Consider the following 20,991-nt stretch of genomic DNA (forward strand, 5'->3'; position numbering starts at 1 on the left):
TATATTGCTGTAGTCCTGACTATATGTATCATTGGTTATAAAACCTAATCATTCTATTTGATTGTTCTTTAATAACTTTACCCTTACACCTTGTGGATTTGATGTAAATAAATTCTGTAGGTAATCCCCACCAAATATTCTAAGAGTAGCTGTAGACAATCGAAAAGGAGATAAAGGATTATCCAGTGATGTTTCTATTGTAAAAGGACTTTCAGCACCTATAAGTTCAGTAGAAGAACCAGTAAATCCATCTTTTTCTATAACAACCTTATAACTATTTTCATTTATCGATTTGAACGGAAGATTATATATTTCCCTGTACATTATTTTTTCTTTTTAATAGATTGATAATTACTTAGAACTCCAACTAAATCTTTACCTGATATTCTAAAATCTACAGAAGATGAACCTTCATTTGAATCAGATAAGATCTTTTTTAATTTGCTTAATGGTGCAATTACTTCAGGGTTATTAGATGCACCAGGATATTCACCGACCTGGGCAATTGTATTTCCATAGACTAAACCACCATCAGCGAAAGCCGGAATTTTACTCATTTGAGCAAAACCGGCTATTACAGCAGCGATACCTGAAGCAATAGCAACCAAGTTTAACGGATATGGCATTTTCGCTCCGGAAGAAGTAGCACTTGCAATTGCACCAGCCTGTTCTGCTACCACAAGTGACTGAATAGCCGGAATAAGTGTAGCTATACCTCCTAAAATAGTTTGGAAGCCACCTAACATTCTGGAAGTAGTATCATCTGAAACACTACCTAAAGTCCCAAATACGTTTGCCATTGAAGAAAATGCAAGTCCGATATTATCAGCACTTGTTATACTTTCTTCTTCCATCTTCTTCAGATTGGACTGATAACCCTTGAATCAATCACTCATTCCAGCAATATCACCTTCTATATCGATTGAGGGTTTAACAGAAAAATCTGTATTTACACCTATATCATCCGGTTTTGAATGTTTATACTGAACTTCAATAGATATTTTTTGATTTCTCAATTCTTCTATTTGTTGATATAATTTCCTTTGTTCTTCAGGATCAATAGACAATGATATTTTTTTATTAAGATCAGATATTTGTTTATCAATATAAGCAATAGATCCTTCCGGTATTTCAATTTCAGGTTTTATTTTATTAGATCCACCAGAACCAGAGGATTTATTAAATTTATTCTCTTCCCTATTAATTGTTCTATTTAATTCATCTAAAGAAGAATTATAACCAGATACTTCCTGTGTTAAGTCTTTGTATGCTTTCTTTTCTTCATCAGATGATTTAAGTTTAAAATCATATACTTCTTTAAGAGTAGGATATAATTTATTTAAAGCTTCTAATTCTTTTTCTGCTTGGTGTGCACCCTCTGTTTTAACTGTTGTCGTTACAGATCCATAATTTGTTCCTTGTGTGAAAGAAGTAGTTTCTTTTGATTCTTTCTCTAATCTTTGTCGTTCTCTTTCATAACTATCAAATTCAGGACTTGCACCAGCAAAAGCATTTGGAATTAATTCAATTGCTTCTGGTGATATTCTTTGATTTGCAGCATCAGATACTAATTTATTTCTTGCATTGGTAGCATCTTTTACTATTATTTCTGTAAGTCTCTTTAATTCCGCTTGTGATTGTTTTAAAATATCCATTGCAGAATCTTTCTGTTCTTTAGTAGCATTAGGATCAGATAAGGTTGCCCTCGCACCAGCTATTTGTTCTCTTAATTCAGTATTTTTTATTGAAAATCCTAACCTCCTATCATCTAATGTATCTAAAGCTAATTTAAATTCTTCTGCTAACCTTATGGATTCAGATAATCCATTTCAAAAGTTAGAAAAATCTGCTGTAGCAATAGAGGTAAAGAAAAAATCTAAAGCACCTTGTGTTTTAGCAATAGCCATTTCAAAAGCATCTTGTGTAGTTTCTGTACTTTTAATAACACCCATTAAAGTTTCATAAGATGTTACTGCTACACCAATACCACCAGCTAATTTAGATAAAGCACCAGCAGCCAGTGAAGATATATTATTTTGAAAACCCTGAATGGACTTGTTTGTCTGTTCAGTGTCCTTAGTGAACTTTCTAATTTGATTTGTTGAATTACTGATAGTCTTGTCAAATTCCTTACTATCAGCTTTTATAGTGACTTGTAAATCCCCTTTCTTAGCCATATTATTTTAATTGTTTTGCAATTTCCTTGCTTTTGTTTTTTAATCTTTCAATATCATCTTTGCTGATATAAGTTTCCTTAGTATCTACATCCCAAGCAAACTTTAATATATCAGTGGGTTTTAGTTGTTTTGATGAATTAACTTGTGCTGTTATATAGCTAATAAATCTGGTTTGTTCCCAGCTTTCTTTATACTTCCGGTTTATACCTTCAACTATAACAGGGATTTCGTAAAACTCCATTTTATTCAGAAAATAATCTGGACTGATACCTAATTCTATAACAGCGATCTTATATAGTTCCGTGATGGTTAATTCTTTTTTTTTGAATCATCCGTATCTTCAGATTCTTCACTTTTAAATAAGGTTTGTTTGTTCAACTCTTTAACCAATCATTCCCTGAAGGTTGAAAATAATGCAGGATCATCATCACATACATCAATAAACTCATCAAATGATAAGTTAAATTCATTATTAGCCAGTAACACACAATAGAAAAGAAGATATTCAGAATATAGACCTTCAAACTTGAATGGTTTATCTGTTATTCTCTCATAAATGAATAATGCTTTTATCGTGTATTTCAGGGTATATTCTTTATTGTTGATTGTAATCATAATATTCAAATTAAAAAGAAAGGGAACTTAATCCCTTTCTATATTATGCTTGTGTATATTTTGAAAGTTCTCCAGATCCAGCGAACGTTACAGAATAAGTAGCATTATCACCGTCCGGTGCATTAACACTAATATTAGTAATATATGCTTTCCCTTTTAAACCTTTACCGTTTGCTCCACCTTTTGGAGTCCATCCGGCAGAAGGAACTACTGTACCATCAGGATTTTCTACAGGTGCTTCTTTTGCAATATCAAATACTACATCTACTGCTGTCCCAGCTTTCCAAGCTGTGAATAATACTGTAAAATCTTCTTCTGTATAAAGGTTATCAGAACTCATCTCCCAATTAAATTTAACTGGTTTTGTTGCTTCTCACTTGCCGTGATCTTTTGAACTGATTGAACTTGTAGTAGACCCTAAAGTTAAACTACAACTGGTTGCATAGGCTAATGATTTACCATCTTGAAACACCATCAGATCAGTTCCTTTTACTATGTTATTTGCCATATTAGTTTTGTACGTTAAATATTAAATTTTGAATAAATGTATCTTCTATAAAATCTTCAGTATTACTTTCTAACCTGAAATTCCTGTTCTTGGAAATAGCTTTGAATGCTTTCTCTGCTAATTCAGCACTTTCATCATATTTATCCGAAGCTATTACTATTTCTACAGTTGCTCATTTTCTTGATATACCATCTTTTGTATAATCGGGATTATAGCTATTCTTTCTATAAACTATAAAAGGAAATGTAGTATTAATATCAGCTACCAGTGGATAAATCTTATCATCAACTACATCAGTAACATCTGTATCAGATGACAATAAATTATATATGGTCTTTCCTATTTGTATCATATTATTTGTGTTTTAATCTTACTCTTACAATGGATTCTAAAATAATATTATCCATTTCAGTAAATATTTGACTTTCGGTCTGATATTGTGCATCCCTAAAGAAATACCGACCTTTGATCTCGCCCCTATTATAACCTTTTCTTGTCTTTCTTATCTTAGTACCCTTTTCAAAGAATTTCAACCTAAAATCACCCATAATATGAACTGTAGATTGTGTAGCATCCCTATCTATTGATGCTTTTATTCCAGATGCTAAAGATTTTCCCGTTTTAGAAGATCTTTTAGTAATAGAACCTTTGATAATAGACCTTAGATTTGATTTAGTCTGATTGATAAGAATAGCAGAACCTTTTCTTAATGCTTGCCTATAGACATTCTTCTGTTCCTTGCTGGTTAAATCGGCAAACAAACCAAGTACCTGCTTATCGTCTACGGTTATGTTATTCATTGATTAAACTTGCTATAATAGTTTTGTGATTCTTTTGTCTATCTGGAACTATCGATTCAATCCTATATAGTTTATCATTCCATCTGATCCTGTCAAATTCGTTTACATTATGGTAAAACCTGATTCCAAATTCAACCGTATAGTTATTTACTATCTCATTATTTTCTACAGTCCGTGATCCTGTGCTTTGATATACAGATGATCTTGTGGTTATATAGTCTCTTCAAATAGTAGTAGTTGCTCCTGAATCGGATTTTGTAACAGTAGACCGTACTATAGTTATTGTCTCGTTAAGTTTTCCAGCTATCATATTTAATTATAATTTTTATGGATTGATACTAATAGTTCTAATGTATATGGTATTTTACTAACTGAAGAATAAGCTACAGGTTCTCTGTTAAGATACCAGTTCCCGATAAGCAGCAGCATAGAATGTTTAATAGCAGGTGGAAGATTGCCACCCACTATTAAATCATCTATATTTTGATTGATTGAATGTTCAACTGCTTCTTTGGCAACTAAAATTAAAGATTCTATATAATTATCATCTGTAGTAAATTCTTGATCTATGTTAAGATGTTGTTTTACTTCAGAAATTGATAGATACATAATTAAGCCAATATTTTAGCTACAAACGAATTTCTTTTCTTTACAGCATCAAAGTAAGCGTTAACTACTAATCTTACTTTTCCGTCTTTTGCAACAGTATAAGGATCGACAGTAATATCTAACCCTCCTCATTGTGCTATGACAAGATCAGAAAAATCACCAGCAATTACACCTTTACTTACAGCAGCAGTTGTTACAAATGCAGGATAACCATCTACTTCATTATCTTGATATGCTGCTCTACCGGTAATCATTTCAATTCCTTTGAAAGCAGATTTTGCTTTAGGGGACAAGATGTATTTTTTGTTTTGTACATTCTTTTCGTCCAATGCTTCATCTAATCCATTTACTAATTCTTCATCAGCAGGATCTGTTTCAGGTGTCACACCTACAAACATACCAGCGGGTTGTGTGTCAGAACCGGCAACAGAACCAAGAATAGTAGATTCCAATTTTACGGCAATAGCTTTAGCAATATCATCTCTTAATACAGCTTCAGCATCAGCCGATTCTTGAATAAGGAATTGTTTAGATACATCTACATAAGCCGTTAATCTTTTAGGTTTAAGGATAACTTCAGCTAACGATCCAGCACCATCAGCAGCAGAAGCAGTTTCACCAGCCCAAGCTACATTAGTTCCTGAATAAGTGGGGATTCCAACATTACCGGCTAAACCACCCATATAAGTAGCACCGGCATTTACCAGAACCAAGTTAGATTTTAATGCTGTAACAAGATCAACAGTATTTTTTTCAATTCCAGCACCGGAAGCAGCAGTAATATCTGCTCTTAATTCCATAGGAATAACTACATCCCCGTTTACTGGTTGTCCTGCTTTTCTTAATTCTTCCTTACCAAGATTTATAACTTCTTCTACAGCCTCATCTTGATTTCTTTTATTAACTACGTTGTTAATAGTTTTAATTAATGAAAATTTTTCCATAATTGTTTGTTTTGTTTCTTTATTAAGTTGATTAATTGTGTCATTTAGATTTCTCAATTCATCTGTTAGTGTTTTAAAATCTGTATCTTCTTTTTCGGTTAATTTCCTTTGTTCTTTTTCAGCAGAATTAATAAGATTATTAAGTTTTTCCTGCACTTGATTTCGCTGATCTATAACCTGTAATAAAGATTGTTCCATTATTGTATTTGATTTCTAAGGTTAATAAAATAATTATCTAACTCTTTTTTAAGTGCTAATTCTTTAGATTCTTCAATTGCTTTTAATGATCTTTGAGCTACAGTAGTCTCATCATAAGCAGGATTAAATACAGGACTAACATCAAACAATAGATTAAACTGTTTAATTGTCCTTAAATACATTCCATCATCTAATGGTTTTCATTCATCATCCTGAACTGTAAAAGCAAATGAACTTCCGGTAATATCTTCTCTCCTTAGATATTCTAATAGTTCATCTCCTAATGCAGTTTTAGGTGCTTCAAATAAGTATCTTAATCCTATATCATCAACAGCTAAAACTAAAGATCCTTTACCGTATTTACTTCTACCTAAAACACCTCTATCTTCATTGTGATCTAAGTAGCAAAAAACATCTGATCTTTCTATTACACCTGTTAATGAATGAGGTTCTATAGTTTCTATAAAACCCCCTAAATCTTTAGAATAGGTATTTCACAAAATCGCATAACCTTCAACTAATCTACTATCAGTTGATACACTAATATCAGATGTTATACTTCTCTTTTCTTTATTCATTTGTTTTTAGATTAATAATATTATCTACCGTACTTGTATTTACTTGAATAAAGTTGTTATCTCCGTTTTCCAGTTTTGGTAGATTTAATTCTTTTCTGATCTCATTGATTGTTATTGCTCCAACATTAAATAGTTTATTGTAATATTCAGCTAAACTGTTTTTATCAACTCTCAATAAACTTGTTTCATTAAATTGAATATCATACTTCATTCTTTCAGATGGCAACAATAATTTACGCTCTAATTCCAGTTCTAAGTTCTCTAATAGTGGTGATAAGGTATCAGTTAAGAAAGCTAATTGTGTAGCTTCAACAGTTGAATAATTAGCTTTAGTAAGATCAAATACTTTAATAGGCGATACTCCAAAGAATCTACAAATATCAACTACATTGAATTGCCTTGTTTCTAATAATTGTGCATCCGCTGGATTAATAGTTATCGGTTGAAAATCCATATTACCCTCTAATACCGCTATTCCATTAGGTGTACCAGTAATCGGGTCAAATGTATCTTGCCAGCTATTCTTTATATCCTTTTTCTGTTTATCAGTTAAGGCTGTATCTACTTTTAATATTCCAGATAGATTAGCACCATTTTTAAAAAATCCTGAAGCGTGTTTTTCAGAATTAGCTGATAATGAAATAGTATTAGCAGCGTGTTTAAGTACTGATATGCCATTTACACCATCAGTAGAATAATTTAAGAAATGTAATATATTATATGAATTAATTGGTTTATCATCTATATAATACTTTCCTGATTTTATTGTAACATCATCATTATCTATTAATTCTAACTTAATAGGTAATTGTGTGTTCTTATCTCTTATTATCTTGACAAAAGCATTACCTTTTAATAATATTAAAGCAATTATCACTTTAAAAAAGGTATATCTTGTCATATACTCATTAGGTTCTGTTCCTAATAATATTGCAACTTGATGATCCCTGTTCTTAGTTCTAAATCCTTCTTCATCTACAGAATATAATTCTATAGGTAATTGTGCTACTGAAGAACTGATTACTTCTACACACCTATATACTGTACTTAATTTTAGTGCCTGATTCCCGTTGTTATTAGAGCCTAAATAATTTAATGATACAGTAGCGGTATCATAGTTCCTTGTTTCCGGTACTTCAGGTATTTGTTTATCTTCTTCAGGTTTATAAGACCTGAAAAAATCTCTTCATTTACTCATTTTAAATTGTGTTTGAATATTTTGGTATTGTTAAATAACCACCTAAAGCCATTAATATAGATATTACACCATCTATCTTTTTACTATCTAAATACTTTACTGGTTTAAGATTTCCGTTATGATCGGATTTAATGGTAACATTGCTAAAGCAAAATCTGGTTATTTCATTATTATCAATTGTACACTTCTTTGACAATATTAATCTTTCCAATTCTTTAGTAGGTCTATTGAAATTGGCTATATTTTGTGCATAAGGTTCTAATGGTAGTCCTTTAGCTGTACAATCTATTGCCCACTGTGTAGAATTGTATGGATCATAAAATATCTTTTGAATATTAAGTGTTTTTTTAATACTCATAATATCATTAGTTATATAGTCATAATCCGTTACATTCCCCGGTGTTATGGTTAAACAGCCTAATCTTTTCCAGAGTTTATATGTCTCTTTAAGTGATTTTTCTACTAATGCCGATTCTGGTAAATAATAATGTACCTTTAATAATAATTTATCCTCTTGTGGTATTAAGATAGATAAGGCTGTAAGGTCTGAAGTTGCCCCTAAGTCAACACCCAAATAACAAGAATGATTTTTATAATCATCTATGTTTATTGATTCAGTAGCTTCTATTATGTAAAAATCCGGTATCCATACTTCTGAAGAATCACACCAGATATTAAGGTTCTTTGTTTTTACGCCTACCTCTTCAGACGGATTATTCTTTGCTTTTTGAATCTGTTCTTTAAGGAATTTTCTCGATACGGTAATATCTAATGATGGATTTGCTTTAATCCAGTTATTTTCATTATCCCATTCGTCATTTTCATCTAATTCATAGATTGAAATAAAGAATGAATCATCTTCTTTTAGTTTATTCAGAATTTCTACACCTACTTCACGTAATTTGTAACAGGGATAAGACTTATTAAAACCGGATGTTGTTATAACTACCAATAACGGGTTATCCCTCATACCTTGTGATGAAGCTATAAGATCCTTCATTTTATTGTCTGGTGCTTCGTGGAACTCATCTATCAGTCCAAAAGAGCAGTTATATCCGTCACCGGTTTTAGATTCACTGGATAATACCTTTAACTTTGAATTAGTTAGATTTAATAGTATTGAATCTCTATATACTTTAAGGTTTTTAGATTTAGGATCAATTTGTTTTGTAAGAGTATCACATATTTTAAAATCAACCTCTTTAGCCTGTTCTCTCGAATTTGCCAATAATAAAACTTCCGCTGCTGGTTCTCCGTCCGCTATTAAAAAATACAAACTAAGCGCACCCGCCCAAAAACTCTTTCCGTTCTTTCTTGCTACTTGTATGTAAGCATTGGTAAACCTTCTCCTATTATCTTTAGTCCAATAAAAGCCAATTAAATTAGCAGTAATAAAACTTTGTCACGATAATAATACAAATGGTTTTCCATTATGTGATCCGGTATAATGTTTGAATATCTGAATAAATTCAATAGCTTCATCTACTTTTTGATAATCAAAATAAAATCTATCATCATTAAGATCATCTAAAAATCTTTGTGCTGCTAACTTTATTAATTTACCAGCTACTATTTTACCACTAATAACATCAACAGCATAATTATAATAATCTTTTCCGTTTATACTGTTAATAATACTCATTATCTTGTTTCCTTTTTACCTTTAATAAATTCCTCTAATGGTGAATCTTCTGAATCTTTTGTTTTTGCTTTTACCGATGTTCTGGATTTTAGTGTTAATCCAAATTCTTTAAGTATAGATAAGCATTGTATTTGAGCATCTTTGATAATTTTAATTCGTGGGTTTGGATTTAAGTTACCCTGTACATTAGTGATAACCATATCTTCATCTTTCAAAATATCAGATTGTCTTATAAATACGTCATAGTTATATTCTAACATACTTAGCGCACCGGAATCTATACCTTCCAATCCCTGTACTTGTTCTAAAACGCTTTTCATAAAGTCTCTGGTACGGTGTGTTAGACCTTTACTCATTGTATATTCCATTTCCCTTTAAATATTTGTATTTTGTGTTTTTATATTTTGATTATCTGGTTTAATAGTGTCTCTGGTGTGTTATATAAAGATTATCAATAGTTTATACTTTTAATTTCAGCGATTCACTATCTTTGTATTATCAAATTAAGCAATGATTTTTTATCATCAAAAACACACCTAAAGTATTATAACTGTATTATTTTCCAGTAAATCATTTAAAACGTGTTTCTATATATTTGATTGAATTTCTACAATTATTATCCTCTCTACGATAGAGCCAGTGATAATGTACGTACACTAAATAATGAATTGTGTGGTAACTATAACTATTTAAAATTATAATCTATGGAACAACTAAGAGACAAAAGGTGAGGAATGAGACTAAATGCAGATGAATGACAAATGTTAGAAGACCTATCCAAGAAATACAAAAAAGATAAAAGTGTAATAGTAAGAACATTAATATATGACCTATGAAAAAAGATTTAACTAAAGAAATAGCTTTACAATACATCTATGATTATGGAGTAGATAAAGCAGCAGAGTTATTAAAAATAACAAGAATAGAATTAAATAAAGTTATATCAGATAAAGTAACTGAAGATTGAAATAAACCCTGTTTAAATAGAAATGCAAAAGTAGAATATCTCAATCCAGTAATATCGGATTTTGTAGAAAAGAATTATAACAAATTACACGCTGAATATGTAAAGAATCTAACTACAGATATATTCTATCAGAATGATGAAGATATATTTCATAATGCACTTATAAAAGTCTGTTCTGATCTCTCTAATCCGACCGAAGAAACAATATTAAAGCTATTTGATAAAACCTTTAAAACAATCAAATGAAGAAATAGTAAAGAAAATAGCGAAATGAGAAAGAAGGAGAAAAATATTAAATATGATAATCAGGATGGAGAAAAAGAAGATGAATAATTCAGGAATTTATGTATTTGAGACAAAATACCATTTTTATATAGGATGTAGCAAACAATTAGATAAAAGAGAAGAAAGACATTGGTATGAACTTATTAACCTTATACATCGTAATGATTATATGCAGAATGTATATAATGCCGGATATGACTTTGATTTTAGAGTTTTAGAATATTGTCTTGAATCGGAATTAGAGATTAAAGAAAAAGAATGGTTTAATAAATACTCTAATGAGAATAAACACAAGAAAGCATTAAATTTAAAAGAATGTGGTAAACGTCCAATTCATTCTTATGATACGAAGGTAAAGATAAGTAAAAAGAAAGCTAAAAAAGAATATAATTTTAATCAAAGATATACAGTATATGACTATAATACAGAAGAATTACTATTCATTGGTAATCTATTAGAAGTAAGTAAATACTTAAATTTACACTTAAGAGAAATATTAGAAATAAACAAAATATGATCCGATAAACTTAACACTCATATATTTATAATAGAAGAATTAGAATTTATTCCATTAGATGAACAAATTGATTTTACCGATTTACTATAACACTTATGCCAACAATAAATAAACCAACTAAAAAGAAAAATACTCCAACAGTTAACGAACAAATAAGAAGAAGTATTTATGATACTAAAAAATGACGAGATCTCCGAAAAGCTAAACTAATGCAGAATCCACTTTGTGAAAAGTGTTTTGAAAATGGTATAATTACAGCAGCCTGCGATATTCACCACATCATCTCTTTTGTTGATATTACAGATAATCTAAGAAGATTAGAGATAGCCTATGATTTTAATAACCTACAATCACTTTGCAAGAAATGTCACCAGAAAATACACAATCAATAATACTAAAATACGGATTTAAAGATATATATAACGGTCTTATATTTGAAAGAGATACATTCACTCTAAGAATATCTGATGGTGAATTTGAAATATATTGTGATCCTGAATATGATTTAAGATATTATCACGGAAAAATAGATCAGTTAGAAGATGTATTAAACGATCTTTAAACCATTTGCGGATGTTTACCTATTTGATAATAGGACTGATCTTCAAAATCAGAAGCTGTAATTCCAACCTACAGTTATCAGGGCTTAAAACCTTGCATCCGTGCAATAGCTACATAATAATAGCTTTTTAGACAAGAAAATCAATACTCCGGTATATCAGAAAATTATTTTTAACAAATTTTCATAACCGATTAAACCTTATTGATTATCAATAGTCTAAGTAATATAACAAAACGCTACAAACACTTATTATTAAAAGTAGATTTCTACCGACAGATAACCACAAAATTAGTATGTTTGTTAAGATAAGATCAGCTAAATCAACTCTGGTTGATCTTATCTTCTTTTTTAGAAAAGCACAATCCCCGAAAACATCATTATAACCACAGGTAAAAATAGGGAGTTTGACTACAAAAATAAAATATCATCTTCTACTATACTAATTAAAACAATTACAGATAAAACTATAAAATACTATACATAAAACCTACATAGATAGGTTATTTTTTGAAAAAGAATGTAACCAAATTTTCACAGGGTACTAAGAAAAAATATGTTCAAAAAAAGTGACATACAAATAACCAATATAAACATTAATATAATAACTTAATATGAAAATTTTAACCGTTCCGAATGAATTAATAGAACAAAAAGCACTTAAAAATGAAAAGATATATCTAAGTGATTTAGATGAATTTAAAGATAATAATTTATCAATATTATACAATACAGTATTTAATAAAGGTGTAACTGGTATAGGTGGGACATCATTAGCTTTAGATAGTAAAGAGAATATTATAATAGTTATGCCGTTTGTTGAGGTTGTAAACAACAAAGAAGGATATAACGAAGATGTATTTACAGTAAAAGAAGGAGTTACTATTGCAGCTATAAAGAAGTATTTAAAGACCACACCAGTAAGAAAAATAGTTTCTACTTATGACGGACTTTCAAAAATATTAGAAGCTTATAAAGCAGTTGAAATTAATCCTTATGATGATTTCTTATTAGTTGATGAGTGGCAAGTAATATTTAATCAGTATGGACTTAGATTAAAGGTAATGAAGTACTTACTTGAACAATCTACACTATTTAGTAATAAATGCTTTATGACTGCAACTCCAATTAAAAAAGATTATTGGTTTAAAGAATTAAAAGGACTTGAAGAACTCGTTCTTGAATATGATATTGAACCAACAATAGTAAAACATTTTAAATCAAGAAATGTAATTGACGAAGTAATAGCTATTATTAATAGTAAAGATTCTAAGAACCTTCATTTCTTTATAAATTCAGTTGATATGATTAAATCAGTTATTAAGACCTTGAATATTGATAAATCAGATGTGAGAATCATTTGTTCCAAACAAGAAAAAAATGAATATAAATTATCTGGATATGATATAGAGAGTACAAAAGATCCTGTAAAACCTATAAATTTTTATACTTCTACTTGTTTTGAAGGTTGTGATATATTTGATAGGAACGGACAAATATTTGTTATCTGTAATGGAAATAAAGCACATTCACTTGTAGATATATCTACTACTTTACCACAAATAGCAGGTCGAATCAGAGATATAGAAGATGGAACAATTAATCTTATTTATTCATCGAGTAGATATATTGATATTACAGAGGAAGAATTTAATAAAAAGGTAGATGAAAACATACAAAAAGGAAGAAATATAATTGAAGAAGTAAAGAGTAAAGATACTATAGAAGTGTTATCAGATTGGAAAATTAATGATAGATATTTAATTATTGAAGATGATAAACTTATATTTGAAGAAGTATTGCTCAATGTAGATAAAGCTAATTTTGAAACGTCTAAAACCTATTCATTTAAAACTAACTTAAATAGAAAACTAAATCAATCAGATAAATTTTATTCTGTTATTATTGAAAAACCTTGGGCTGAAGAATATATAAAGTTTGAAGAAGAAAAGTTTAATAGTTTATCCTTCAAAGAAAAATGTTTATTATATGCTAATCTTTCAGATATGACCTTTAGTTATGTTCCTGATTTCCCGAAAGAAGTAATAGAGGCAGTAGATATATTAGGAATAGATAAATTAGAAGAACTGGACTATCATAAAGGTAATATAAATAAATATTTAGTTTCAAGATTAAATACTACGGATGAAATGAAAGTAATGAAACTTTTAAAACTAACAAAAGGAGAATTTTATAAATCTTCTGATCTTAAAAATAAACTTACTGATATATACAAAGTATTGAAGTTAAATAAGGCAGCCAAAGCAACAGATATTAAAACATTTTATGAGGTAAAAGAAACTTCAAAAAGAATAGATAATAAAGTATATAAAGGATATATAATAATAACACCCAAAATAATTTTCAAATAATATGACAACGGACAAATTAAAAGAATGCTTAGAACTAATTGGAGAAGTAATAACAATAAAAATTAAAGATCGAGATTTACACAGATTAAATGATGAAGTAATAGATAAAATACATACAGATGTAGATGAAAAAGAATGTTCTATTTCATTTGAATAATAAAATAATGAATAAATTTACAGAAGCAGAAAACATAGGTAGAAATAATTTCAAAAGTTGATTAGAAGCTATTGGAGTTACAGACTATGAATTTACAGAAGATACTTATAGCACCATAGATTGTAACTTTATCTATGAAAGCTATACATTTGCAGCAGAAATAAAAGTAAGAGATATAAAGTTCAAAGATTATCCTACTCATTTTATGGAACTGGATAAATACAATAGAATGACTGAATTAATAGATAATAATTTGATTGATTCAGGTATATATGCAAACTTTTTTGGTGATGATTACTTATATATCTACAACTTATCCAGAATAGATAAAAACCAGATCAGCATTATAAACGCACCAGTTACCTCTGCTGAAGATAATGGAAGAAGGAATAAAACAATGATAGAAATATCAACTGAAAAAGCACAAATATTTAAAAAGGAAAACGACAAATGAATAAAATTAAAAGCTTAATAAAGCACCTCTGAAAGAACTACAAAGAAATAATTATAATGATTGGATTAGTAACAATCCTCTATTATCCAACATATTTAGGAATTAAAAGAATATATGATAATTTTGCAGATAAAATAGAACTAACAATAAAGCTAAATAAATAATAATGAAAAACTTAATCATTCTATCAATGTTACTTTTAGCGGTAACAGTAAAAGCACAAAAACCTGTCTTAATCTATGAAGATCAGTTAACTCACAACCGTATTACAGCTATTTTTGAAGATGATTCCGAACAGATTTATTACACTAATACCTATGCTAAACCGTGGACTGGTAAAATGGTTACAGTTATGGTTAAATCTGGATCGTATGATGAAATGAATGATTTCTTCAATCAGCTATTAGAGTTTGGAGAAGATAACAAAGATGTAAATTCTACTACTGAAATTAACGGTACAAACGTTTCTATTAAAAAGAAAATAGGTGCTTATCTGATCGAGATTGAAACGGATGATATTCCTATTTATACTTCTTCTAAAGAACTAAAATACATTGTAAATCAGATGAAACAATACAGGGTAGAATATCCAGAATAAAAAGAAAGCCGGAATCATCCGGCTTTTTCTGTTTCTGGTTCTATCTTCGGTACAACCGATGGAAATTTTATAGTTTGTTCTATCAGGATTGTTTTATCTGTTACCTGATAAGCAGTAGCACCATCAGGAACTTCAGACATATCATTTACTACTCCGTTGATTGTATATTCTTTTTTTTGTGGATGATATTTACATTCTACCTTATTCCCGCTCTTTAGGAATATTTCTACCTTATATCTTTTATCGCTTTCTCCATAATACAATTTACTTTTGTCTGGTACATTTTTAGTAATATATATGTAATCTATAAACCTATGTAAGAAGTCATATTTAGTATTATAATCGAGTGTTGTTAAATCCATATTTTCAACATCAGATAAATCTTTCATTCTACTTTTTAATGATGCTATTTCATTATCTAACATTTCTTTTTCACTATTAAGACGTTTAATGTTTGATTGAATGTTTGATAGCTTCTTTTTCTCTCTTTCTTGTAAATCTATAAGATCAGGAAATTCAATTTTTAATTCCTGTAATCCAGAATATATTATACCTACTTTTTTGTTTTCTTTCTTTATTTCATTGTCGATAGATTGTTTAATTCTATTCTTATCTTCAATAGCTTCTAATAAATTAGCTTCATTATTCCGTTTTCTATCATCAACATATACTTCTCTAAAATACCTGCTTACAATATCCCAAATAAGATAATTCATATTATGGAAATTAACTGCTGGTGATGTACATTTAGATTCTTGAAAAGTTCTATTCATTAGTCTGGTACATTTATACTGGTGATGTATTTTATCTTTTGCGTTAGTAAAATATGTTCCGCAATGTTTACATTTAATAAGATTCCGAAGTAAAAAAGTGTTTCCTACCTTTGTAGCACTTCTTGTTAGTCTTTGCTTCCTTTTAATTTGTGAAAGATCAAATGTTTCTTTAGAAATAATAGCAGGACAATCTATAAAAGTGTCTAAATACTTAGCTTTACCATAATAAGCAGTATTTTGCAACATTTTACTAACTGTTGATGCAGACCATAGAGCGTTTTTTGTACTTGTAGTAGGAACACCATCTGCATTTAACTTAACTGCTATGCTATATTGAGAACTACCATTAATAGATAAATCAAATATTTCTTTTACTATTTTAGCTTCTGGCTCACTAATTACCATTTTTTTCTCTACTCTTGTATAACCAAATGGTGGATGTGAAGTATAACTATATCCTTTCATAAATACATTGTGCCGTTTGGTAGCTACTACTCTTTTCTTCATTGTCTTAATTTCTTCTTCAGCTACAGCGGACAGCATACCAATAAGCATATTTATAAAGCTGTTTTCTTCACCATTAGAATCAAAAATGCTTATACCTCTATCATAAATAAATACATTGATTCCTTTATTTTTAAAATTTCTAATATCTGTCTGTATCTCTATAGATTTTCTACTTAATCTGGATAACTCCCATATCAATACTATATCTATATCTTCTTTTGTAAGATTAATGAGTTTATTGTACTCCGGTCTTTCGGAATTAAGACCTGATTCTGTTTCTTCAAAAATATATTCAATACTAATATTATTCCGATTAGCATATTCTTTTAACTCTTCTAATTGTCTGGTATATTCCTGTTTATCAGTTGATACCCTTGCGTAAATAGCACCTTTTTTCGTTTCCATATTCTTTAGTTTTTTGTATTTGAAACAAAGGTATATATTTTTGATGAGTATGCAAACCTTTTAATGATGCAGGAGGTAATACCTACCTGAATTTGATAGATCCTGCTTCCATATCTACGATACACGTACTAAAAGGACCTGACGGCTCGCTTTATGGCGCCAATTCAGGGGGTGTTATCCGCATTCAACCTAAAGGATTTGGCATACAACAAAATCAAGGTTACTTATTATTAAACGGAGGCTCTTTCGGATTGTTCCAGGAGCAACTTTCCATACAGCGAAAAATAAGCGACACCTATGCTTTTTCAATAGACCAGTCATTCACGCGTTCGGATGGTTACCGGGAAAATACAACATTAAACAAAAAGACTTTTCAAACAGCTCACAAATGGCAGTATACAAAACACAACGAATTAAAGTTTATTGCCTTATATACCGATTTAGGTTATCTCACTCCGGGCGGATTGACCGAAAGCCAAATGCAGGAAAATCCGAGGATGGCCCGTCCCGCCAGCGGATCCATGCCTTCCGCCACAGAACAAAAAGCAGGTATATATAACAGGACATTTTTCGGAGGTATTGCCCACAACGCACGAATCAGCGAGAGGTTATCCCATACCGTTAGTGTTTTCGGTTCACACACCGATTTTGAAAATCCGTTTATTACCAATTATGAATTCCGGGAAGAGAAAAATCTGGGTATCCGCACTTACTTTTCCTATAGAAATGTGGATCAGGAACAGTTTCAATGGCAGATGCAATTTGGTTTCGAAGGGCAAAAGGGGTGGAACAGGATTGATAATTATGATAATGAACAGGGTACAGCTACAGTTCCACAGGCAAAGGACAATCTGAATAATACACAGAGCAGTGTCTTTTATCGGGCAATGATCAATTTACACAGACGATGGACGATTGAAGCCTCATTAGGCTTAAACCGGGTTAAAATCAACTATACCCAACGCTATCCCGAAGTTTCAGATCCTGATGGCAGTATTGGTTTCGGAAATATATGGATGCCGAGAATTGCCACCTCTTATATACTAAGAGAGGGCTTAGCCCTCCGCGGTTCCATATCAAAGGGATATTCACCGCCTACTATTGCCGAAGTGCGTTCTTCGGATAACATCATCAATACTGATCTGGAAGCGGAAACAGGGGTAAATTACGAGATCGGGATACGTTGGGAAACTACGGCCAGAAGGTTTATCGCAGATGTAAGTCTCTACAATTACAATATGGACAACGGAATTGTACGGCATCTTCGTGACAATGGCGCCGAATTTTATATAAATGCCGGAGAAATAAAACAAAAAGGGATCGAAGTCTCGATCTGGGCTTACCTGTTACCTATGCAACCTGATAGGTTTATACGAACTTTGAGTTTCCAATCTGCCGCCTCATACAACCATTACCGATTTGGAAACTATCAGGTGAACGACAACGATTTTTCCCGGAATAAGGTAACCGCCGTACCGGATTGGGTGTGGACAAATTCGTTGTTTATCACTTTCCCTAAACAGATGGGATTGAATATTTCCCATAATTTTACTTCGGCTATGCCATTGAACGATGCAAACAGTGTCTTTTCAAACAAGTTTCATCTGATTCAATTGAAAGGAAGCTGGAACTGGAGAATAAATCAATTATTCCAAATAGAATTTTTTACAGGAGTGGACAATTTATTGAATGAGAAATATAGCTTAGGAAATGATATCAATGCTTTTGGCAATCGTTTTTTCAATCCTGCACCTACAAGAAATTATTATGGCGGGGCCAAACTCTCATTTTAGCATATCAGGGCGGTTTAGCACATCAGAACGGATAACCGATGGCAAAGTGAAAAGCAAAATCGCGACGGAAGTCCGGTTTGAAGATGGTCCATCGGGTACCTTCAGGAAGAGCAGGATTATGCGCCTTCATCCCACCGTCCACCCTGATAAGCAGAAAATTGAGATCTAAACGCAGACCAAGTCCGTATGCCACGGCCAGTTCCTTGTAAAAACTGTTCCACCGGAACATACCGCCCGGTTGCTCCACATAATCCCTGATAGTCCATATATTCCCCGCATCGACAAAAGTAGCCAGTTCAAACAGATTGGTCAACTTGTGCCGATACTCTACACTGAAGTCGAGTTTCACATCTCCTATCTTACGGCCGAAATCGGAGCCTGCAGCAGCATCACTGCTGTAAGTACCTGGTCCCAAAGTACGGGTACTCCAGCCTCTCACACTGTTAGCTCCTCCTCCGAAATAACGCTTCTCAAAAGGTAATACATCAGAATTCCCATAAGGATATGCCAATCCTAAGGCAAGATGAGTTGCAATAGTATTTCTATCGTCAAAAGCATGGGAGGCAGCAATATCGAAATCTCCTTTCACATACTCTGAATAAGGCAATTTGAAAATTGTCTCAAATCCATTCTCATTCTTTTGGGTTCCACCCAGACCGGTAATGATACGGGGCAGCCACCCGGCCACTTCTATTCCCGAGCGAACCCGAATCGGAATAGAAGGCATACTCCGTCTCCCAAGTTGGTTATAATTAGTATAAGTAATATTATAAGCCGTTCGCACAATAAGCTGTTCCTCGTAGCTGTAACGCAAAATAGGAGTATCGTCACTCATGTAAAGTTCTCTGAATCGTTCAGAAGTCCGGGGCATTCTTACATAGGTGATACCTATCGGTTCCAGCATATGCTGTAATCGCCACTCCATAGAGGCCCATTGAAAACGGGTGGATAGGTTAAAGAACTGACGCAGGTAATCCGGCCGGTTCTGATAGTTGATCCCCCCGGAAAATTCCGTCGATGCCGACGGCTGATCCCTGAGCCGCTTCATCAACCATGGAAGCAGCAACTGCGGAATGGAGAGGAACGCCTCGACTCCGTACTCGTAGTAACTGTTATCGATGAGATTCAGGCTGTCGGAAGCCGTGATAAATTCATAAGCGGCATTCAACTGAAGACGGAATGTCTCTCCTCCCTTCAGGAAGTTACGGTGTTCATAGGTCACGTTACCGGCAACCCCAAGGTCGCCCGCCGAATTGGTACCATCCACCCCGAACTGTGTATAGTGCAGGTTTCCCGGGAAGAGGGTGATTCTTGAATCTATATAGGCGGAATCATTGCGTACAACAGGTGTCATATTGATTGCTGTCTGATTTACCGGTCCCATCCCGTTTAACGAAGAATAGGTTCGCTCCACCACCCTGTCGGCATAAAGCCGTCCGGGACGGAGAAAGGTGTTATAGTATATGGCCCGTGGACGCAGGAAGCGATCTTTTTCCGAAATGATCTGCATCCCCCGGTATTCAATTGTATCTAAAGGGATATGGCGGGTCGAATCTTGCAAAAGAGTCGGATCCACCCCGTTGATCACAGTTACATTTCCCATATAGTACTGCTGATGGAATGTAGAATCGGTAGGATTATTCAGGGCAAGCGTCACATCCACCTGGTTAGTTCCCACAGTAGTATCCGCAATAAAATAGAAATTATCCTTCAAAAAATTATAATATCCTCTATTCCTCAGTATGGTGGTCATCCTTTCCCTACCCTCCTCTAACACGGAGAGATCAAAAATATCGCCTTCCTTCATCAACTCGAGCTGTCTGCTCCGGTTCAGGATATTATAAATAGTAGTATCCGCCGAATGAATAGTATCGGTAAAAGTGCGGATACGATGAGGTTCGTTGCCCGTCACATTATAAGTAACATTGGCTTTCTTATCCTTTTTCACCACGGCAGTATCCACCTCGGCATTCAGATATCCCTTATTTTTCAGGTGCAACCGGATCTGTTCTGCCGAAATAACGGCCAACTGCTCATTATAAAGTACCGGCGGTTCACCGTATTTGAGAAGCAGTCTGTTCATCCATGTGGAGGTATCATTGGGGATATTATACATATGTAGCTTCACCCTTCCCAACAAGATCATCGACGAGTTGGGTTTCTGCCGTATATAAGGGTTCAGGGCGGACGAGCCGATACCTCTCACATCTGATTTTATATCAGTCTTGTTGAGAAGATAACTCCCATCAGGCACTTTCTTGGTAATATTACAAGCGCCTAATATAAATATCCACAATATAAGGACTATATATTTTTTCATATAATCAGCAGAGTA

At 32.2% G+C, this 20,991-nt stretch carries 27 protein-coding genes and 1 pseudogene; 9 read left to right on the forward strand and 19 right to left on the reverse strand.

Annotated features, from left to right (window positions below; genetic code table 11):
* Positions 1-48: 48 nt before the first annotated feature.
* The 17 genes and pseudogenes from F597_RS0111005 to F597_RS0111075 form a co-directional block, all read right to left on the reverse strand.
* Positions 49-324 (reverse strand): hypothetical protein, encoded by a 276-nt coding sequence (locus F597_RS0111005; protein WP_019539795.1) that lies wholly within the window; start codon positions 322-324, stop codon positions 49-51.
* Positions 324-854, reverse strand: coding sequence for a hypothetical protein (locus F597_RS0111010; protein ID WP_019539796.1), 531 nt, complete (start codon positions 852-854; stop codon positions 324-326). Before F597_RS0111010 ends, F597_RS0111005 begins: the two co-directional genes overlap by 1 nt.
* A 30-nt stretch (positions 855-884) precedes the next feature.
* Entirely contained in the window at positions 885-1,655 is a 771-nt protein-coding gene (locus F597_RS0111015; RefSeq protein ID WP_019539797.1) for a hypothetical protein, read from the reverse strand.
* A 174-nt stretch (positions 1,656-1,829) separates the two neighbouring features.
* On the reverse strand, positions 1,830-2,177 hold the full coding sequence (locus F597_RS0111020; protein WP_019539798.1) for a hypothetical protein: 348 nt from the start codon (positions 2,175-2,177) through the stop codon (positions 1,830-1,832).
* A gap of 1 nt (position 2,178) precedes the next feature.
* The gene (locus F597_RS0111025; RefSeq protein WP_019539799.1) at positions 2,179-2,418 is read right to left on the reverse strand and encodes a hypothetical protein; all 240 of its coding nucleotides are present in this window, start codon (positions 2,416-2,418) and stop codon (positions 2,179-2,181) included.
* 149 nt (positions 2,419-2,567) lie between these two features.
* Positions 2,568-2,792: a hypothetical protein gene (locus tag F597_RS20610; protein WP_019539800.1), complete on the reverse strand. Its 225-nt coding sequence runs from the start codon at positions 2,790-2,792 to the stop codon at positions 2,568-2,570.
* A gap of 43 nt (positions 2,793-2,835) precedes the next feature.
* Positions 2,836-3,132, reverse strand: a complete 297-nt coding sequence (locus tag F597_RS21635) for a phage tail tube protein (RefSeq protein WP_019539801.1) — start codon at positions 3,130-3,132, stop codon at positions 2,836-2,838.
* A 340-nt stretch (positions 3,133-3,472) separates the two neighbouring features.
* Positions 3,473-3,652, reverse strand: coding sequence for a DUF3168 domain-containing protein (locus F597_RS20620; RefSeq protein ID WP_019539802.1), 180 nt, complete (start codon positions 3,650-3,652; stop codon positions 3,473-3,475).
* Between the two features lies 1 nt (position 3,653).
* The gene (locus F597_RS0111045) at positions 3,654-4,100 is read right to left on the reverse strand and encodes a hypothetical protein (protein WP_019539803.1); all 447 of its coding nucleotides are present in this window, start codon (positions 4,098-4,100) and stop codon (positions 3,654-3,656) included.
* Positions 4,093-4,314, reverse strand: a complete 222-nt coding sequence (locus F597_RS23115) for a phage head closure protein (protein WP_081624370.1) — start codon at positions 4,312-4,314, stop codon at positions 4,093-4,095. Before F597_RS23115 ends, F597_RS0111045 begins: the two co-directional genes overlap by 8 nt.
* Positions 4,315-4,412: 98 nt before the next feature.
* Complete coding sequence (locus F597_RS0111050; protein ID WP_019539804.1) at positions 4,413-4,709, reverse strand: head-tail connector protein; 297 nt, start codon at positions 4,707-4,709, stop codon at positions 4,413-4,415.
* A gap of 128 nt (positions 4,710-4,837) precedes the next feature.
* Positions 4,838-5,851 (reverse strand): phage major capsid protein, encoded by a 1,014-nt coding sequence (locus F597_RS20625; RefSeq protein ID WP_019539805.1) that lies wholly within the window; start codon positions 5,849-5,851, stop codon positions 4,838-4,840.
* A pseudogene (locus F597_RS21975) lies at positions 5,851-6,333 on the reverse strand (HK97 family phage prohead protease); the annotation flags it as partial. The pseudogene F597_RS21975 and the gene F597_RS20625, both read right to left, overlap by 1 nt.
* A gap of 88 nt (positions 6,334-6,421) precedes the next feature.
* A complete protein-coding gene (locus tag F597_RS20635) occupies positions 6,422-7,573 on the reverse strand; it encodes a phage portal protein (RefSeq protein ID WP_044060236.1) in 1,152 nt (383 codons plus the stop codon).
* A gap of 55 nt (positions 7,574-7,628) precedes the next feature.
* Complete coding sequence (locus tag F597_RS20640) at positions 7,629-9,020, reverse strand: terminase large subunit (RefSeq protein ID WP_342662291.1); 1,392 nt, start codon at positions 9,018-9,020, stop codon at positions 7,629-7,631.
* 9 nt (positions 9,021-9,029) lie between these two features.
* Positions 9,030-9,269, reverse strand: a complete 240-nt coding sequence (locus tag F597_RS23040; protein WP_019539808.1) for a hypothetical protein — start codon at positions 9,267-9,269, stop codon at positions 9,030-9,032.
* The gene (locus F597_RS0111075; RefSeq protein WP_026327364.1) at positions 9,269-9,625 is read right to left on the reverse strand and encodes a P27 family phage terminase small subunit; all 357 of its coding nucleotides are present in this window, start codon (positions 9,623-9,625) and stop codon (positions 9,269-9,271) included. The genes F597_RS23040 and F597_RS0111075 overlap by 1 nt, the downstream gene beginning before the upstream one ends.
* 476 nt (positions 9,626-10,101) lie before the next feature.
* Between F597_RS0111075 and F597_RS22985 the strand changes: the two genes are divergently transcribed.
* The 8 genes from F597_RS22985 (at position 10,102) to F597_RS0111110 (ending at position 15,178) form a co-directional block, all read left to right on the forward strand.
* Complete coding sequence (locus tag F597_RS22985; RefSeq protein ID WP_019539810.1) at positions 10,102-10,236, forward strand: hypothetical protein; 135 nt, start codon at positions 10,102-10,104, stop codon at positions 10,234-10,236.
* Positions 10,237-10,546: 310 nt separating this feature from the next.
* A complete protein-coding gene (locus F597_RS0111085; protein ID WP_157279095.1) occupies positions 10,547-11,038 on the forward strand; it encodes a GIY-YIG nuclease family protein in 492 nt (163 codons plus the stop codon).
* A 209-nt stretch (positions 11,039-11,247) separates the two neighbouring features.
* Positions 11,248-11,430 (forward strand): HNH endonuclease, encoded by a 183-nt coding sequence (locus tag F597_RS23120; RefSeq protein ID WP_157279097.1) that lies wholly within the window; start codon positions 11,248-11,250, stop codon positions 11,428-11,430.
* Entirely contained in the window at positions 11,403-11,600 is a 198-nt protein-coding gene (locus tag F597_RS22590; RefSeq protein WP_019539812.1) for a hypothetical protein, read from the forward strand. The genes F597_RS23120 and F597_RS22590 overlap by 28 nt, the downstream gene beginning before the upstream one ends.
* A 611-nt stretch (positions 11,601-12,211) precedes the next feature.
* Positions 12,212-13,969 (forward strand): hypothetical protein, encoded by a 1,758-nt coding sequence (locus F597_RS0111095; protein WP_019539813.1) that lies wholly within the window; start codon positions 12,212-12,214, stop codon positions 13,967-13,969.
* 1 nt (position 13,970) lies between these two features.
* The gene (locus tag F597_RS22395; RefSeq protein WP_019539814.1) at positions 13,971-14,126 is read left to right on the forward strand and encodes a hypothetical protein; all 156 of its coding nucleotides are present in this window, start codon (positions 13,971-13,973) and stop codon (positions 14,124-14,126) included.
* 205 nt (positions 14,127-14,331) lie between these two features.
* Entirely contained in the window at positions 14,332-14,580 is a 249-nt protein-coding gene (locus F597_RS0111105; RefSeq protein ID WP_019539815.1) for a hypothetical protein, read from the forward strand.
* Positions 14,581-14,746: 166 nt separating this feature from the next.
* Positions 14,747-15,178 (forward strand): hypothetical protein, encoded by a 432-nt coding sequence (locus F597_RS0111110; protein ID WP_157279099.1) that lies wholly within the window; start codon positions 14,747-14,749, stop codon positions 15,176-15,178.
* 14 nt (positions 15,179-15,192) lie between these two features.
* Here F597_RS0111110 and F597_RS0111115 read toward each other — a convergent pair whose 3' ends face one another.
* Positions 15,193-16,863, reverse strand: coding sequence for a recombinase family protein (locus F597_RS0111115; protein ID WP_019539817.1), 1,671 nt, complete (start codon positions 16,861-16,863; stop codon positions 15,193-15,195).
* A gap of 92 nt (positions 16,864-16,955) precedes the next feature.
* On the opposite strand from F597_RS0111115, the gene F597_RS20645 reads away from it, so the two are divergent.
* Positions 16,956-18,656: a TonB-dependent receptor gene (locus tag F597_RS20645; RefSeq protein ID WP_019539818.1), complete on the forward strand. Its 1,701-nt coding sequence runs from the start codon at positions 16,956-16,958 to the stop codon at positions 18,654-18,656.
* A 22-nt stretch (positions 18,657-18,678) separates the two neighbouring features.
* On the opposite strand, the gene tamL is transcribed toward F597_RS20645, so the two are convergent.
* Positions 18,679-20,976: a translocation and assembly module lipoprotein TamL gene (gene tamL, locus F597_RS0111125; RefSeq protein ID WP_026327365.1), complete on the reverse strand. Its 2,298-nt coding sequence runs from the start codon at positions 20,974-20,976 to the stop codon at positions 18,679-18,681.
* Positions 20,977-20,991 lie beyond the last annotated feature (15 nt).

The organism is Proteiniphilum acetatigenes DSM 18083 (assembly GCF_000380985.1).
Classification (GTDB): Bacteria; Bacteroidota; Bacteroidia; order Bacteroidales; family Dysgonomonadaceae; genus Proteiniphilum; species Proteiniphilum acetatigenes.

Coding starts and splice junctions, on each gene's coding strand:
- F597_RS0111010 (WP_019539796.1), bottom strand. CDS start 854: ATGGAAGAAGAAAGTATAACAAGTGCTGATAATATCGGACTTGCATTT.
- F597_RS20625 (WP_019539805.1), bottom strand. CDS start 5,851: ATGGAACAATCTTTATTACAGGTTATAGATCAGCGAAATCAAGTGCAG.
- F597_RS20620 (WP_019539802.1), bottom strand. CDS start 3,652: ATGATACAAATAGGAAAGACCATATATAATTTATTGTCATCTGATACA.
- F597_RS0111095 (WP_019539813.1), top strand. CDS start 12,212: ATGAAAATTTTAACCGTTCCGAATGAATTAATAGAACAAAAAGCACTT.
- F597_RS0111085 (WP_157279095.1), top strand. CDS start 10,547: ATGGAGAAAAAGAAGATGAATAATTCAGGAATTTATGTATTTGAGACA.
- F597_RS0111115 (WP_019539817.1), bottom strand. CDS start 16,863: ATGGAAACGAAAAAAGGTGCTATTTACGCAAGGGTATCAACTGATAAA.
- F597_RS22590 (WP_019539812.1), top strand. CDS start 11,403: ATGTCACCAGAAAATACACAATCAATAATACTAAAATACGGATTTAAA.
- F597_RS21635 (WP_019539801.1), bottom strand. CDS start 3,132: ATGAGTTCTGATAACCTTTATACAGAAGAAGATTTTACAGTATTATTC.
- F597_RS0111005 (WP_019539795.1), bottom strand. CDS start 324: ATGTACAGGGAAATATATAATCTTCCGTTCAAATCGATAAATGAAAAT.
- F597_RS0111110 (WP_157279099.1), top strand. CDS start 14,747: ATGAAAAACTTAATCATTCTATCAATGTTACTTTTAGCGGTAACAGTA.
- F597_RS0111020 (WP_019539798.1), bottom strand. CDS start 2,177: ATGGCTAAGAAAGGGGATTTACAAGTCACTATAAAAGCTGATAGTAAG.
- F597_RS20610 (WP_019539800.1), bottom strand. CDS start 2,792: ATGATTACAATCAACAATAAAGAATATACCCTGAAATACACGATAAAA.
- F597_RS23120 (WP_157279097.1), top strand. CDS start 11,248: ATGCAGAATCCACTTTGTGAAAAGTGTTTTGAAAATGGTATAATTACA.
- F597_RS0111025 (WP_019539799.1), bottom strand. CDS start 2,418: ATGGAGTTTTACGAAATCCCTGTTATAGTTGAAGGTATAAACCGGAAG.
- F597_RS0111050 (WP_019539804.1), bottom strand. CDS start 4,709: ATGTATCTATCAATTTCTGAAGTAAAACAACATCTTAACATAGATCAA.
- F597_RS23040 (WP_019539808.1), bottom strand. CDS start 9,269: ATGAGTATTATTAACAGTATAAACGGAAAAGATTATTATAATTATGCT.
- F597_RS22985 (WP_019539810.1), top strand. CDS start 10,102: ATGAAAAAAGATTTAACTAAAGAAATAGCTTTACAATACATCTATGAT.
- F597_RS0111015 (WP_019539797.1), bottom strand. CDS start 1,655: ATGGATATTTTAAAACAATCACAAGCGGAATTAAAGAGACTTACAGAA.
- tamL (WP_026327365.1), bottom strand. CDS start 20,976: ATGAAAAAATATATAGTCCTTATATTGTGGATATTTATATTAGGCGCT.
- F597_RS0111105 (WP_019539815.1), top strand. CDS start 14,332: ATGGAACTGGATAAATACAATAGAATGACTGAATTAATAGATAATAAT.
- F597_RS0111075 (WP_026327364.1), bottom strand. CDS start 9,625: ATGAGTAAAGGTCTAACACACCGTACCAGAGACTTTATGAAAAGCGTT.
- F597_RS0111045 (WP_019539803.1), bottom strand. CDS start 4,100: ATGAATAACATAACCGTAGACGATAAGCAGGTACTTGGTTTGTTTGCC.
- F597_RS22395 (WP_019539814.1), top strand. CDS start 13,971: ATGACAACGGACAAATTAAAAGAATGCTTAGAACTAATTGGAGAAGTA.